We start from the raw sequence: 16,016 nt of genomic DNA, 5'->3' as shown, positions 1-16,016 counted from the left end.
ATTAGCGGCAATTGATTACGTTGATAATCATAGTTAGATTTGGTTAAATAAGCCTAATTTATACTTACTATTTTCGGTATTCACCATATGAATGTATCTCGTATCGACTTGAACCTCCTTGTTTATTTAGATGTTTTACTACGTGAAAGAAATGTGACTAAAGCGGCAGACCAGCTTGGGATCAGCCAGCCTGCAATGAGTAACGGCCTAAAACGCTTACGAAACTTGTTTGATGATCCGTTACTTATTCGCACTAGTCAGGGTATGACACCCACCGAACGTGCAAATGAATTACAACCCATCATCAGTGAGTTGATTATTGGGCTGGAAAAAGCCGTACAACCACGCGCCAAATTTGATCCACTAGAAAGTGATAAAGTCTTCCGTGTTATGGCAAGTGATTATGCTGAAGCGACGTTAATTCCGCCGCTAATTGCCAAGCTTCGTACTCAAGCGCCCAACATCATTTTAGATATCATGACCCCAAGTGATGTTAGTTTCCCTGATGTAGAACAAGGAAGAGTCGATATGGTGATAAACCGTTTTGACAGTATTCCGCAGTCATTTCATCAAAAAGTATTATGGAGTGATGATTTTAGCTGCCTGATTAGTAAGAATAATCCTGTTTTAAAGAAGTTTTCTTTAGACAGTTATTTAAAGGCTAAGCATGTGTGGGTGAGTAAAACAGGGATGGGCGTTGGGGTAGGGATGAACCCTGATGATGTTCAGCGTTTAGGCTGGGTAGATGAAGCATTAACGCGAATTGGGGTGAAACGTCAGATCACCGTTTTTACTCGCCATTATCAAGCCGCCTGTTTGTTGGCTGAGCAACAGGATTTGATCGCAACCATACCAAGTAAGATGGCACGTCATCACAACAATAATGATCGGGTGAGTATTGTTCCGCCGCCTTTTATTATCCAACCCATTGCATTGACTATGGCTTGGAGCCCTTTGCTTCAGCATAATCCAGCCCATCAGTGGATGCGTCAACTAATCACTAAAACCGCAGAAGAGATAAATAGAGGCGATGTTTAATATTATTGATATTGTGATTTTTAGTTACGTATATGTTGTAAATTAACCAAAAAAACCCATTTTGCCATATCTTTGGTGAATAGTGGTGATAATGAGTATAAATTGGATAAATAAGATAACTTTGATATAGAGTAAAGAATTACTGCGTATGAACAGTAAGCTATTAACAGTGGCATGATTTGGGCTAATAAGTTTGGGCGAATGAGTTTGCGCTAATGATTTGGGGCTAATGATTTAAGGCTAAGTTTACGGTCAACGCACAGGAATTAAGGTAGGGATATAAAATGACAGCACGTATTCAAGTAGGTGGATTACAAATAGCACAAGCATTGTGGCAACTGGTCGACAGTGATATTTGCCCAGGTACTGGCATTGACTCAGCAACCTTTTGGGCTAAATTTGAGGATATTATTAACGAGTTTTCGCCCGTTAATGTGAAGCTGTTAGAAAAAAGACAACAACTACAACAGCAAATTGATCAATGGCATATTGACCATCCCACCAATGATTTTGATCCTGCAGCATATAAAGCTTTTCTGTCTGAAATAGGTTACCTGGTGCCTGAGGGTGAGGCTTTTCAAGTTCGCACTGAAAATGTCGACCATGAAATAGCAGCGCAAGCTGGACCACAGCTTGTAGTGCCAGTTAAAAATGCGCGCTTTGCGCTTAACGCTGCCAATGCTCGTTGGGGCAGCCTGTATGATGCACTATATGGCACTGACGCGATATCTGAAGAAGATGGCGCGGAGCTTACTAAACAATACAACCCGGTACGCGGCAGCAAGGTTATCGCTTTTGCCAAACAGCACTTAGATACCGCTTCGCCTTTAGCACAAGGCAGCCATGCAGATGTGACCCGTTATTACCTCGACGCGGGTGTGTTACGGGTGCAATTAACGGACGGCTCGACTACAACCTTAGCCCAGCCAGAAAAGTGTGTGGGTTACCAAGGTAGTGCTGATGCACCAAGTGCTATTTTGTTAGTGAATAATGGTCTGCACATCGAAATTCAAATTGACCCAAGCAGTGTCATTGGTGGGAGCGATCGCGCTGGCGTTAAAGATTTGCTGGTTGAAGCCGCTGTTACCACCATTATGGACTGTGAGGACTCTGTCGCCGCGGTTGATGCTGAAGACAAGGTTGAAATTTATCGCAATTGGTTAGGTTTGATGCAAGGTAATTTATCTGCTTCGCTGACTAAAAATGGTAAAGAGATCGTTAGAGAGCTCAATGACGATCGCGTCTATACCGCTGCTAATGCCAACCAGAGTGCCAACCAGAATGCTGATCTAAAAACAGTCACGTTACCCGGCAGAAGTTTGCTGTTTGTGCGTAACGTGGGTCACTTGATGACCATTGATGCTGTGCTGGATAAAAATGGTAACCAAGTGCCTGAAGGAATACTTGATGGCATGATCACTGTGCTTGCTGCTATGCATGACCTTAAAGGCAACAATAATGGTCGTAGTAATAGCCGCAAAGGTTCGGTGAATATTGTAAAACCTAAAATGCATGGCCCTGAAGAAGTGCAATTTACCTGTGACCTGTTTACTAAGATAGAAGATGCGCTCAAGCTTCCGCGTAATACTATTAAGGTCGGCATTATGGATGAAGAGCGCAGAACGACACTTAATTTGAAAGAGTGTATTAGGGCTGCGAAAGATCGCGTGGTGTTTATTAATACCGGCTTTCTTGACCGTACGGGTGATGAGCTGCATACCTCAATGCTAGCGGGCGCGTTTGTGCCTAAATCGGTAATGAAACAGCAAAAGTGGATCAGTGCTTACGAAGATTGGAATGTCGATATTGGGCTTGAATGTGGCTTACAAGGTCGCGCTCAAATCGGTAAAGGCATGTGGCCAATGCCAGATGAAATGGCTGCTATGCTTGAGCAAAAATCGGCTCATCCTAAAGCGGGTGCAAACACCGCATGGGTGCCGTCGCCAAATGGTGCCGTGCTGCATTCTACTCATTATCATCAAATTAATGTGGCAGACGTTCAGCAAAAAATTAAGCAACGCCCACGTGCTAGCATTGACAGTTTGTTGACCATTCCTTTACTTGCTGAAGGGGTAACACTCACCAATGAGCAAATTGCTTTTGAACTAGAAAATAATGCCCAGGGTATTTTAGGCTATGTTGTACGCTGGATTGATCAAGGAGTAGGTTGCTCAAAAGTGCCTGATATTAATAATGTCGGCTTGATGGAAGACAGAGCAACCTTGCGCATTTCATCGCAGTATTTAACCAACTGGCTTGAGCATGGCATATGCAGTGAAGAGCAAGTGATGGCGGCGTTGAAAAAAATGGCCGCTGTGGTCGATACTCAAAATGCAGGGGATCCGCTGTACACTAATATGGCGCCTAACTTTGACGGCATTGCCTTTAAAGCGGCATGTGACTTGATTTTTAAAGGTAAATCTCAGCCATCTGGTTACACAGAGCCTTTACTACATGCTTATCGCATTCTAGCTAAAGCAGGTTAATCTTTACGGTTAATCGTTGTTTTGGCGGTAACGCAATAAATAAGCCCTGATCTTATAAAGATTAGGGCTTTTTTGTGGTCGAATGTTTTTTAAGCTTCAAATTGGCAATAGTTATCAGTGATACCGTTTATCCGTTATGCATCATCAGCCTATCACTCCATTCAATTTCCCTTACTGATTAGAGTTTAAAGCGTTTTACCAAACCATCTAAAGCATTTGCCATTGACTTTAGTGCCTCGCTAGAGCCTTCAATACTGGCTGAAGCTTGGGCGCTGCTATCACTGCTGTCACTAATATTAATCACATGCTGATTGATCTCGTTGATCACCGCTGACTGCTCTTCAGTGGCGGCGGCAATCTGAATATTTAACTCTGAAATGTGTATCACATTGGCGGCGATTTCTTCAAGAGCTTGATGAGTTCTTTGCGGCGCTTGAACGCCCAGTTTGGCCTGCTCGCGGCCCTGATGTACCGATGATACTGCTGCCTTAGCGCCATTTTGTAATTCAGAGATCATCTTATGAATTTCATCGGTAGAATCGCTGGTACGTTTAGCAAGATTGCGTACTTCATCGGCAACCACGGCAAAACCTCGACCTTGTTCACCTGCGCGAGCTGCTTCAATAGCGGCGTTTAACGCCAGTAAATTAGTTTGTTCTGAAATCGCTCTAATCACATCTAACACGCTTGAAATCGCATCACTTTTTTCGGCTAAGATCACAATATTAGTCGACACACTTTCCATGTTTGTGGCCATGTCATTAATAGTTGAATTTGACTCTTCTACTACAATTTGCGCGCGCTGTGCTTTTTGAGTCGCTTCGGTGGTTGATTGTGCTGCAACAGAAGCATTGTTAGCGATTTCAGCAATGGTGCTGCCCATTTCGTTAATGGCTACCGACACTTGATGGGCACCATCACGTTGAACCTCAGTGAGTTTTGTCGAGTGCAGCGCATCTTTATAGACTTGCTGCGATGCGCTGTTAACATCAAAGGTAGTAGTAGCAAGCTCTTGAATGACATTGTGTAACTTATTGATAAAAGCATTGAAGCCTTGTGCTAAACGGCGCATTTCTTCGTTGCCATTTTCATTAAGTCGTTGCGTTAAATCCCCTTCGCCTTCACCCAGTTCTTTAAAGGTATCTGCCAGTTGATTTATCGGACGCACTAAGCTGTTACCCAAATAAATACTAATAAGTGTAAATAATGCGGCAATTATCACAAAGGTAATGATGATGTTATTACGCGATTCATCTAGTCCTGCATAAAGCTCTTCTAATGGCACTTGGGCAACTATGTACCAGTCTAAACTTGCTATGTAGCTTGATGCAATCAGCTCTTGACCAACCATAGCTGAGGCGAAGTCACTTTTATTTACCAGTTGATTGCTATTAATAGAAGGATATAAATCGGCAATGGTTTGTTTAGTCTTGTAATCGATATTCGGATGCACCTTGATAACACCATTACCATCGACAAGATAAACAAAGCCAGATTGTTCTATTTGAAAGCTGTTGAGGTAATCCACCATTTCATCAAATGACTTAGATACTCCAGCAATGCCGAAGCCATTGGGTTGTTGGTAGTTTATGTAAATATCAGTGGACCCTTTGCTATCTTTATAGATACTGGTTGATTCTGTTTTACCACTGTCTTTAAAGTTAAAAAACCACTTATCATGATCTGGCTTGAGCACCCTTAAGAAACCATTTGTATTCCAATGCCTTTGCTGGTCGTAATCAGTAAATGAGGCATTGCTAAAACCATTATCACTTGCTGTTTGCTTCAAGTATTGGATGAGGTGTTTCTCACCTTCAACACTTGCGCCTTTCTCGAGCCACATTTTGATCATGCTATTTGAAGCAATTGATTGAGTCATTACTCTCATTTGGTTAATTTCACCATCAATAGAGTTACGAATACGTTGCAATAAGTTAGGCATGTCTGATTGCTCTAACCTTGTGGACAGTACGTTTTTAGCACTAGTTTGTCCGACATAAGCCACTATGCTGGTTGATGCTATTACCGCCAGTAGCATGGCAGTGATTAATTTATTTCGAATGGATAATGTCGACAGAAAACTCATGAATATTGACTCCTACACACTGCAAACTGAAAGCGTGTTTGTGGTTTAGGTTGACCCAAATTTTAATTGTTTATTATATCGGCTTGATTGTTGCGATTATTAGTGATTATCGTATTGTTTTTTTAAATAAACAGTTATTTTTATGTAGCAAACATCTGGGTGGTTAAAATGTAGGCAATTGATTTGCTTGTGTTAATTTTGTGTTGTCATCACGCTTCGTTTTTGTTGCCGAAGAGTTTCTTAGGTGTTGGTTTGGCGGGTCTGGTTTACGTTATAAGCCGTAAGCCGCTTGATTCTTATTGAATCAATTGTGGAGAGAGTTTCTAGTGCTAATTTTAGTGGGTGCTATGCAGAGTGATTGTATGACGAGTGATTAATGAAAAAGTGCTGCAACACAAAGGTTGTCAGCACTTTTTCAACAATGTGAAGCTTAACGGTCTAGGTTCATCACCTTAGTCCAGGCTGCCACAAAGTCATTCACAAACTTTTGCTTTGAGGTGTCAAATGCATACACTTCAGCAATTGAGCGAAGCTCTGAGTTAGACCCAAAGATTAAGTCTACTGAAGTTGCAGTCCAAATTTGCTCGCCTGTTTTACGATCAAAACCTTGGTATATTCCCTCATCTGCCGATGGCTTCCACACTGTTGACATGTCGAGCAAATTGACGAAAAAGTCATTATTTAGCAAGCCAGGTGTTTTGGTCAATACGCCATGTTTTTGGCCTTGATAGTTGGCATCTAATGCACGTAATCCACCAACCAGTACGGTCATTTCTGGCACAGATAGCGCAAGTTGATCTGCTTTATCTACTAACATTTCCACCGGTGACTTGTAGCTTTGCTCACTGTCAAAGTAGTTTCTAAAGCCATCAGATGTTAGCTCAAGTAAATTAAATGAGTTTACATCTGTCATGGCTTGTGTTGCATCACCACGACCTGGATTAAACGGCACTGTAACGGTATAGCCTGCATCTTTAGCGGCTTTTTCAATTGCAGCTGAGCCTCCCAGTACAATTAAATCTGCTAATGAAACACTGCGTTTACTGAAGAAGCTGTCGTTAAAATCTTGTTGAATCGCGGTCAGTGTTTTAATCACTTTAGCGGTTTCAGCTGGATTATTAACAGCCCAATCTTTTTGAGGTGCAAGTGCAATACGGGCACCATTTGCTCCACCACGCATATCTGAATCACGGTAACTTGCAGCAGAACCCCAAGCAACACGGACTAATTCTGCTACGGTTAAATCAGAGGCTAAAATTTTGCCTTTTAGCGTTTTGATACCCGACTCATCAAGATTAGATAATGTTTGAACATCAATTGGGTCTTGCCAGATTAAGGTTTCTTGTGGCACTTCTTTACCATAGAAATTACGTGCAGGTCCCATGTCGCGGTGAGTCAGTTTGTACCAGGCTTTAGCAAAGGCTAAGCGGTATTCTTCTGGATCTGCTAAGAAACGCTCTGCAATTTTACGGTATTCAGGATCATACTTCAGCGCTAGGTCTGCGGTTGTCATAACTGGAGCGTTAAATTTACCGGCAACATGCGCATCTGGCACTGATTTATGCAATGACTCATCAGTTGGTATCCACTGAATAGCACCCGCTGGGCTGCGAGTTTGCTGCCATTCAAAGTTAAGTAAGTTGCTTAAATATAATGATGTCCATTGAGTTGGGGCTTGAGTCCAAGCACCTTCTAAACCACTGGTGACAGTGTCTTCTGAATGTCCCTTACCACATTTGTTTTTCCAACCTAGGCCTTGCTCTTCAATGCCTGCTGCAGCGGGTTCTGGGTCTAAACAATCTTTTGGCTTGTGTGCACCATGCATTTTACCAAAGGTGTGTCCGCCAGCAATCAGTGCCAGTGTTTCTTCATCGTTCATGGCCATACGTTCAAAAGCCACACGGATATTTTTAGCTGAACCGAGTGGATCGGGGACGCCCTTTGGGCCTTCTGGGTTGACGTAAATTAACCCCATGTGAGTCGCACCCAGTGGGCGTTGTAATTTACCGTCTCGATCTTCACGATCGCTAGCTAGCATTTCTACCTCTGGTCCCCAATAAACCATGTCTGGTTCCCAATCGTCACTGCGTCCACCAGCAAAACCGTAGGTTTTAAAGCCCATGTTTTCAAGCGACACATTACCGGCAAGCACGATTAAGTCTGACCATGAAAGTGCTTCGCCGTATTTCATTTTAATTGGCCAAAGTAATCGACGTGCTTTGTCTAAATTACCGTTATCTGGCCAGCTGTTTAATGGCTCAAAACGTTGTTGCCCACCACCTGCGCCACCACGACCATCAAGGGTTCGGTAAGTACCTGCACTGTGCCACGTCATGCGAATAAAGAAGGGGCCATAATTGCCAAAGTCAGCAGGCCACCAATCTTGAGATGTTGTCAGTAGCTTGTTAATGTCTAGTTTAACTTTATCAAGGTCTAAACTGTTGAACGCTTTAGCATAGTCAAAGTCAGCCCCATAAGGGTTTGAGCGACCATCATGGTCACGCAGTGCGGATAAGTTAAGTTGTTTAGGCCACCAAAATTGATTGGTTTTTGCCTGGTTGGCAATAGCACTGCCTGTGCCTATTGCGCCTTGAGGCTTGGTCATTTCTGCTTTGCCGCCATCACTGGCTATAGCTGAGCCTGATAACAGCGCCATGCTGACCAGCACTGTAATGACTTTTTTATTGAATATTTGTGGTTTCATGTTTATTCCCTTGAGTTGAATCATGTTCACTTTGTGTAAAATAATGAATCCCAAAGCAGTAAGCCTAAGTACTCAAGCGGATACGTTGTGTGCTTGTTGACCCAAATTAGGTTACTGCAATATGACTGAGAAATCACAGTATAAGGAAGTTCTTAAATTGTTGGAGCGAATAAAAACGATTGTTCTAATCTAAAAAAAAGATGATTTAGGTCAACATAAGTCATGGCATCACGTTGGTAGTGCTTTGTAAAAAGTGGGGATAGGGTGTAATCAGTGGCAATAAAGTCGCTTTTTAAAAACTGACTCACATCTAATTTGTTATTTGAAATGCACTCAAAAAAATCAGCAGGGCTAGGGCTTTAAAGATGTGTGCTTAAGAGTAGTGTTAACGACAGTGAGGTAGCTAGGTTAGACCCTGATGGAGGTTACTTGGCAATTTTTTCGTTTTGATAGCATTTTGCATTTCCGGACAATAACCGGTTTTAGCTGTTTTGTGAAAGTTATAAATAATATTGTAAAACAATGGCTTGTGCCATAATGAATGCTGTTGACACTCACTGCTAATGAGTGCTCGCTTAGTATGCTACTTTATTTCTACCCGTCGCTTTAGCTTTGTAAAGTGCTTCATCAGCACTTGCAAGCAAGCTGTTGAGTGAGTTAGGTAAGCTGTCATTACTGGCGGCTATTCCTACACTAATGGTGATGTTGAATTGATGTTTATCTAAGCTAATCTCCATTGCTTCAACTTTTTTGCGTAGATTTTCGCCAATTACAAGTGCTTGTTTAAGATTAGTTTTCGGTAATATTATGATAAATTCTTCGCCACCATAACGCCCGATAATATTACTTTCATCAAGTATATTGGTACATAAAGCCGCAAATTTTTGCAAAACATGGTCGCCAGCAAGATGGCCTAAACTGTCATTGACGTTTTTAAATAAATCGAGATCTATGATTAACAATGAGAATGAATGATTTTCTTGTCGGCAACTAAGTAAAGCCTGCTTACCCAAAAGAATGCACTGACGCCGATTTAATAAGCCTGTTAACATATCGGTAGATGCTAACTCTAATAGCTCTTCTTCGTACATTTTTCGTTCTGTTAGGTCAAGTCCAATCCCTTGATAACCGAGTGGCTGGCCGTCATCTGAAAGAATTAATCTGTCGGTCCATTGAAACCATTTTCTGTTTCCAACACTGTCAGTACCACTGTGTTCATGCGCCAAAATTGGGTTTTCAACTGTAATACTGGCTAGGTGATTTTTAGCCCTGTCGATATTTTCAGCATCCATAACATCATAGATACTCATTCCTATAATATCATCCGCTTTTGCGCCAAAATAACTGCATACTGCCGCATTGGCTAGGGTGACTATACCTTCTGTGGTGTAGCGATATATTAAGGCAGGCATATCATCTACAACTGCACGGTAAAAGGCTTGTTCATTTTTTAGATCTTTTTCAATTTGCTGTTTTGATTTAGCAACAACAATAAATATCAGCATTTCAAGTAGGTTGCTGTGATGATCAAATACAGGTGAATAACGCAAAGATAATGTCATATCAATTTGGTTATTGATTAATTTTAACTGTGATGTTTGATCAGACTGGGTTTGATTAGCTTGTAACCAGGGGGTGCCTTGTGGCGAGGCTTGAAGCGGGCCTATGATATCAAGCCATTGTTTTCCACATAGGTGACTTTCGCCAAGTGGTTGTTTGATTGGTTTTACTGGTAAGAATAAGAGCAATAACGCTTCAATTACATCATCAATGGCGACGATAGCAAAATTTCTATCAAGTCTTATTACACCCGTTTGTGGTGTTTCAATTAATTTATTGATGTTAATTTGCTTGTTTTGTGGTGGTGTTGCCATGATTAACCTTACAAGAGTTGCAATGCAATGAAGCAAGCATAAACTTTTTGTGTTAGATGAAATTGCAACTACTTTACAAATAGCGTGTGCAAATGTGACCTGCCATGATCAACATAATCATGCCGCTTTATATGTCTGAAAGTGTATTGGTTCTATTTGTTAAACACAACCGACTAATTCCTTCGTGTTACTCTATTCTTTGAATATCTAAGATGCTTTTCATCAGTTTATTGTTGTCTGATTATGTAGATGGCTATGATGAGGTTAATTTTTAGCAGCTTTTTTATTTAATCGGTTATTTTTAAATACTATGACAGCGCTTTCTCTCGCTATTGAGTATTATTTTGACTAATCTTTAAGCATAAATCGGTAAAGGAGTAATACCATGAAAGTATGCGATATCATGACCCCAAATCCTGTTTGTATTTCGAATGAGGCCAGCCTTAAAGATGCCCATGAGCTGATGCAAAGTCGTAATGTTCGCCATCTGCCAGTGATTTCTGAAACGAATGGCCAATTTATAGGAATGCTGACACACAAAAGGATGATTGCCAGTGTGTTAACCATGCTTAATAAATATGGCCAAGGCGCGTTAGATAGAAAAGAGCGTTATACCCCGATTGCAGATGTAATGGAAAATCATCCAGAAAAGTTAGGCCTAGATGAACCGCTAACAGTGGTTGTGCAATATTTTATTGATAACAAGTTAGGCTGCTTACCTGTGGTTGATAATCAAAACAAGGTGCTAGGTATTGTTACCTCGTCGGATTTTGTTAAATTGTGCCAGCGGCTATTGTTGACGCAAAAGTAAGTTAACTATTTTTTATTTGTTTGATTTTATTAAAGAAGCCCGAAGTTTTCACTTCGGGCTTCTTGTTTAGTTCTGAACTGTTTGTTTAAAACTGGGCTATTTATTTAATATTGAGCTACAGATGTAATCTATTACAAGGTGTAACGAATACCTATGGCGATACCATCTTCTTCTGATAGCGACATTCTGGCTTCTTGTTCTTGATCTGTGCTAGTAAAGTCACTGAAATCTTTGCGACCTTCAACATATAACACTGTGTTGGTATCCCATACATAGTGTAAACCCATTACCACGAACTGGCGCTTAAACACGTCGTTTGGATCGGCGTTAAAGTTAGGTTGAATAACATAGTTACTACCGGCATTTAAAATATTATACGATATGAATGGACGTAAACTGTTTTCAAACTTGTATGATAACAATGATTCGACACCGTAGGCGTCTTTGATTAAACGACCTATGTTATCAGTGTCATGGTTTTCTTGTTTGTTATAGTTAGCAGCAGCATAAAGGCCATTATTGTCAAAGTTGCCCCAGGTGACACCTGCACCGTAAATAAGATCGATAGCGGTTGTCTGTTCGCCATTGCCAAATTGAACATCAAACTCACCACGGTTAATACCAGCGGTAAATGTTAGCATGTCGGTTGCACTATAGGTTACAGAGCCGCCATAGGTGTAGTTAAAGTCAACTTGCTGGGCTGCTTTGTCACCATTTTGAAATAGCGCTTCACAATCAGCCTGGCTAATTTCTTCGCTTGTATCACAAGTATAGAAGCTGCTGTTTTTAAGCTGCGTTTGAACGGCAAAGCTGAAATCACCAAAAGCATTGCGATACTGAACGGTTTTGTCACCACGGCCAACACCGTTTACAGCGCCATCATCTTTGTTATAGGTATATACGCCAGCGGCATTACCGTCCCAAACGAAACCGTAGTTAGTGTTATAAACCACATCGTACCAGGCACCCCATTGCTTACCTATGGTTAGCGTACCGTAGTTGTCATGCTCAAGCCCCACATAACCTAAACGATTATAAAAGAACTCATCTTGGACAGATTCAAAGCGGTTGTTATAAACAATATCGCTGTTACCAACAGGGTTGACACCCCACTCTAATTTAGTAAAAGCATTCCAGCCATGGGTTAATTGACGATCAAAACCAAAGTTAATACGTGAGGCGCCATTAACCACTTCAGTTTCACCCTGAGTATTAATGATTCGGGCGTCAACAAAGCCGCCAATTTCGACAGCATTTTTATCATCTTTATAAATTTCTATAGCTGAAACTGTCGGGGCGATAAACAGTGCTGAAAGCGCGGTAGCTAAAAGTGTGGTTTTCATTGGGTGGTTAACCTTGTAATTTGAGGCGGCAAGCTGCACCTCGTGATTTTATGTCTTTGTTAGTTGAATTTGAGATTAGCAAAGGATGCGCAATCCCTCCAAGACAAAAAACATGATTACAGGCGATAAACATCACAAATTCTAACCCATTAACCGATGATAAACAGAATTAAATGCTATAAAAACACCATTGAAACACGGTGGGAACAATAGTTACATTGAAATAACATTGTTTTTGCAGTGTAGGGATAGAGAAATAAATAAGGTTAAATAATCACTCTATTTATTCTTTGAATCAATAGAGTGATTAACTTCATGCTAGCTTAGGATTATTGGTACCCAAATAAGTTGACCGTGTTGCTCAGTTTATCAGCCCAATAGTTGCGCTTATTGCGGTGATGTTTGCGCCAACATTGTGGCTTTCATTGTGGCTTTTTGGCTAACGGGATCAAGTGATAATATAAAGAGTTACCCATCCGTGCCCAAATTGAGCTTTTAAATATCAACAGGCCCAAGAAATACCTTATTATTTAGCCAATAAAAAAGACCCTAAAAAGGGTCTTTTTTGCACATAATGACTTTAACAATACCTATTTAAAGTCATGATGCTAAGTTTAGAAGCGTTGTTTGAATGAAGCATACAAGTAGCGACCAGGAATACGGTACGACGGATCGTAAGTATTAGCAAAGGCTGAGTATGCTAGTGGTGGCTCTTTATCGAATAGGTTACGAATACCTACAGATACAGTGCTCTCCCATGGCGTATTCCAACCCGCTTGAGTATCAAAATAAACTGTTGGAGATAGTTCATTTTCTGGTGCAGATACTTCAGTGGCAACCACTTCAGTAGTACCTGGTTTAAAGGCATAACTTGTTGCCATATTGTCAGGATTACTACATAAATCACGTAGTTCAGGTTGGTTTAAACCAGTTGCAACGGTAATAACGTTAGAACAGTTTTCGGTTTGCTTAGATAAGAACTGAGCCGTTACCGAAGCGAAGAAATCATCATTATTCCAACCTAATGTTAAGTTAGATTTAACTCTGAACTCACTGCCGCCGCCTGATGCGCCAGGTGTTAACTTACCAACATAATTACCGTCTGAGATATTACCATCAACGTTTACTTCACCACGATTTGGTTTACCTATGTCACCGGCATAATCAACATAAGTTGAGTCCCAGTTAACTTGCCATTCACCAATAGAAGTAGTGAACTGGTAAGTGACATTTAAGTCATAACCTTCGGTTTCAAGACCACCAACAAAGTTTTGAGATAATGCTAATAAGTTTGATATTTCACCTGGGTTACCATTTAACGTGCCAACCATATCGCGGCTAATTAAACCACAATATTGGGTGATACCTTGGATGTAACAACGGTCAGCAATAGATTGCGCCGTGTTAGTACCAATAGCGTTCTCAATTTGTACGTTATACCAATCTAACGTTAAGCCTAGGTTTTCAATTTGACTAGGGTTATACACAAAGCCAAGAATTTTTGAAGTCGATGTTTCTGGTTGTAACTCTGGGTTACCACCCACTTTCGCGCGGAATTGTGGATCTTTTTGTTTAAACGATGGGCTTACGCCAGCGGCTAAACAGTTTGCACGCGTTTGCGCAGAGTTAGTATAAGCAACAGAGTCGATATCACATGGGTCGGTCGCCGATGGGCGAGAATCATTTTGACCACTGTATAAGTTAGTTAACGATGGCGCACGGAAACCGTCGCTAGTGCTCGCGCGGAACATCAGGTCATCATTTGGTGAGTAAGTTAGTTTAAAGCTTGGGTTGGTTGTGTTACCAAAGTTTGAGTAATCCGATACACGTACCGCAGCATTAAGCTCTATTTTCTTAATAAACGGTAGGTCTGCTAGAAGTGGAATAGCGGTTTCAGCAAATGCTTCCGATACCGAGAAACCACCTTCAGTAGGTTGTGCCGCATTGTCACCTAATACTTGACCCGCAACGGTTAAAGGATCTGGTGAGTCATAACCCGCATGGCGTTGATATTCAACACCTGCAACCATAGCTAGCATACCCGCTGGTAGCTCAACTATATCTCCCCCAAGGCTGGCACCGTAGTTGTGCAATGATTGCGGCGCTAAGTTGCGAGGCGATACTGAAATGTATTTAAGCATTTCAGGGGTAACACCGTCTGGACCACCAAAAATATTTAATGGCACACACGCTGCATCACCATTACAGGTTGCTACGCCATTTGTAATGCTTGACGCACCTAATGCTTTTTTAACCTTGTTAGTATCAAAGAAACCATTTTTTAAGAATACAGAGCTGGTTTCAGAGAATGCGGCAAATGCATCCCAGTAAAAAGAACGATCTGCCAGTTCAAAATCTCCCTCAAGTCCACCACTTACACGCCATGTATCGACATCTGCAGAAAATGAGCGAGGTGCAACGATAGGACGGAATGAACCGCCAATAATGTCTTGATCAAATGGGTTGTAAGTCGAATCTTTAGAAATCGCTAAACCGCCCATAGGTTGTGCAGCTAATTGTGCTTCAGAACTTCTTTTTGAGTACATTACATCTGCTTTAGCGGTTATATCATCACTTAACAGATGTGCTGCTTGTAAGTATAAGCTAGTTGTTTCAGAAGGCTGCTGCACGTAGTTTACGGGCGCAAAGTTATAACCGTCGTTAAGACGATCATACAGTCTAAAATCACCTACGCTGGTACAGTCTTGATTAGCAACACAACCCTGTTTGTTTGGGTCTAGCGTATACGAACCTTTAACGCCATCAACAGTGGCGGTATATTGTCCATAAGGTGTTGTTGGACTTGCACGGCCACCAGAACCAGAAATATTAGCTGGAAGGTTATAAATAGGCACAGAAGAAATATCGCGTTCGCCACCCAAAATTTCTTGCTGTTGAGTGTAAGCTACGTTCATTAAAATAGAGGTTTTTTCACCTTGACTACCTAAGGTAATAGAAGCCGTTTCTTGCTGGCCACCGCCTTGCTCGTAGCCGCCGATTGTGCCGGCAAATTCAGCGCCTTCAAAGTCATTACGAGTAATAACGTTAACCACACCACAGATTGCGTCCGTACCGTAGTTTGCTGCTGCGCCGTCTTTTAATATCTCAATACGCTCAACCGCAGCTAATGGAATTGTTGATACGTCAACGTTACCACCTAATTGCGGGATCCAACGACGGCCATTAATTAACACGAGTGTTCTTGCTGAACCACAGTTACGTAAGCTAACCGTTGCCGCGCCACCTGTGTTGCCGTTGTTGGTTTGTAAACCTAGTGAGGCGCCGTTAGTCGACACTTCTTTAAGTAGGTTAGATAAACTACTTAAACCAGAACGGTCAATATCTTCACGACTGATATTTAACAATGGTTGTGCGGTTTCTAAATCGGTACGTTTGATACGAGAACCAGTCACAGCGATACGTTCTACTTTATTGTTTGCGCCTTCTGCACCCTCTGCGGCATACACTATGCCCGAAGAAGAAACAGTTACACCAAGTAGTGCCATTTTAATTGCTAGCACCATTTGTGTTTTTTTCATGTGGTAATACTCCCTGATAACCATTTTTATTTTTGTTGTTTGTTGGGTCCAATGCACTTTCAATTGGCTTGCGCAGAGCATCTGTTAACGGAGTGTGACAAACAACAATCAAAAGGTGATTTTTTGGTGATTTTT

At 41.4% G+C, this 16,016-nt stretch carries 8 protein-coding genes; 3 read left to right on the top strand and 5 right to left on the bottom strand.

Features of this window, described 5'->3' with window-relative positions; all coding sequences use genetic code 11:
* Positions 1-87 precede the first annotated feature (87 nt).
* Positions 88-1,038 (top strand): LysR family transcriptional regulator, encoded by a 951-nt coding sequence (locus tag ACRWQN_RS17185; protein WP_434927106.1) that lies wholly within the window; start codon positions 88-90, stop codon positions 1,036-1,038.
* Between the two features lie 284 nt (positions 1,039-1,322).
* Positions 1,323-3,524: a malate synthase G gene (locus ACRWQN_RS17180; RefSeq protein ID WP_434939088.1), complete on the top strand. Its 2,202-nt coding sequence runs from the start codon at positions 1,323-1,325 to the stop codon at positions 3,522-3,524.
* 178 nt (positions 3,525-3,702) lie between these two features.
* On the opposite strand, the gene ACRWQN_RS17175 is transcribed toward ACRWQN_RS17180, so the two are convergent.
* The 3 genes from ACRWQN_RS17175 to ACRWQN_RS17165 all read right to left on the bottom strand — a co-directional run bounded on the left by ACRWQN_RS17175 (position 3,703) and on the right by ACRWQN_RS17165 (position 10,188).
* Positions 3,703-5,610, bottom strand: coding sequence for a methyl-accepting chemotaxis protein (locus ACRWQN_RS17175; RefSeq protein WP_434939086.1), 1,908 nt, complete (start codon positions 5,608-5,610; stop codon positions 3,703-3,705).
* 430 nt (positions 5,611-6,040) lie between these two features.
* The gene (gene katG / locus ACRWQN_RS17170; RefSeq protein ID WP_434939084.1) at positions 6,041-8,314 is read right to left on the bottom strand and encodes a catalase/peroxidase HPI; all 2,274 of its coding nucleotides are present in this window, start codon (positions 8,312-8,314) and stop codon (positions 6,041-6,043) included.
* A 575-nt stretch (positions 8,315-8,889) separates the two neighbouring features.
* Positions 8,890-10,188 (bottom strand): diguanylate cyclase, encoded by a 1,299-nt coding sequence (locus ACRWQN_RS17165; RefSeq protein WP_434939082.1) that lies wholly within the window; start codon positions 10,186-10,188, stop codon positions 8,890-8,892.
* Between the two features lie 385 nt (positions 10,189-10,573).
* Between ACRWQN_RS17165 and ACRWQN_RS17160 the strand changes: the two genes are divergently transcribed.
* Entirely contained in the window at positions 10,574-10,999 is a 426-nt protein-coding gene (locus ACRWQN_RS17160; protein ID WP_434939081.1) for a CBS domain-containing protein, read from the top strand.
* A gap of 131 nt (positions 11,000-11,130) precedes the next feature.
* Here the strand turns inward: ACRWQN_RS17160 and ACRWQN_RS17155 are convergent, their stop codons facing one another.
* Positions 11,131-12,342 (bottom strand): porin, encoded by a 1,212-nt coding sequence (locus ACRWQN_RS17155; protein ID WP_434939079.1) that lies wholly within the window; start codon positions 12,340-12,342, stop codon positions 11,131-11,133.
* 614 nt (positions 12,343-12,956) lie between these two features.
* Positions 12,957-15,881: a TonB-dependent receptor domain-containing protein gene (locus ACRWQN_RS17150; protein WP_434939077.1), complete on the bottom strand. Its 2,925-nt coding sequence runs from the start codon at positions 15,879-15,881 to the stop codon at positions 12,957-12,959.
* Between the last annotated feature and the right edge of the window lie 135 nt (positions 15,882-16,016).

This window comes from Shewanella sp. HL-SH8, from assembly GCF_051165765.1.
GTDB classification, from domain to species: domain Bacteria; phylum Pseudomonadota; class Gammaproteobacteria; order Enterobacterales; family Shewanellaceae; genus Shewanella; species Shewanella glacialimarina.
This window is presented reverse-complemented; position numbering and strand designations above follow the sequence as displayed.

Coding starts and splice junctions, on each gene's coding strand:
- ACRWQN_RS17185 (WP_434927106.1), top strand. CDS start 88: ATGAATGTATCTCGTATCGACTTGAACCTCCTTGTTTATTTAGATGTT.
- ACRWQN_RS17180 (WP_434939088.1), top strand. CDS start 1,323: ATGACAGCACGTATTCAAGTAGGTGGATTACAAATAGCACAAGCATTG.
- ACRWQN_RS17175 (WP_434939086.1), bottom strand. CDS start 5,610: ATGAGTTTTCTGTCGACATTATCCATTCGAAATAAATTAATCACTGCC.
- katG (WP_434939084.1), bottom strand. CDS start 8,314: ATGAAACCACAAATATTCAATAAAAAAGTCATTACAGTGCTGGTCAGC.
- ACRWQN_RS17165 (WP_434939082.1), bottom strand. CDS start 10,188: ATGGCAACACCACCACAAAACAAGCAAATTAACATCAATAAATTAATT.
- ACRWQN_RS17160 (WP_434939081.1), top strand. CDS start 10,574: ATGAAAGTATGCGATATCATGACCCCAAATCCTGTTTGTATTTCGAAT.
- ACRWQN_RS17155 (WP_434939079.1), bottom strand. CDS start 12,342: ATGAAAACCACACTTTTAGCTACCGCGCTTTCAGCACTGTTTATCGCC.
- ACRWQN_RS17150 (WP_434939077.1), bottom strand. CDS start 15,881: ATGAAAAAAACACAAATGGTGCTAGCAATTAAAATGGCACTACTTGGT.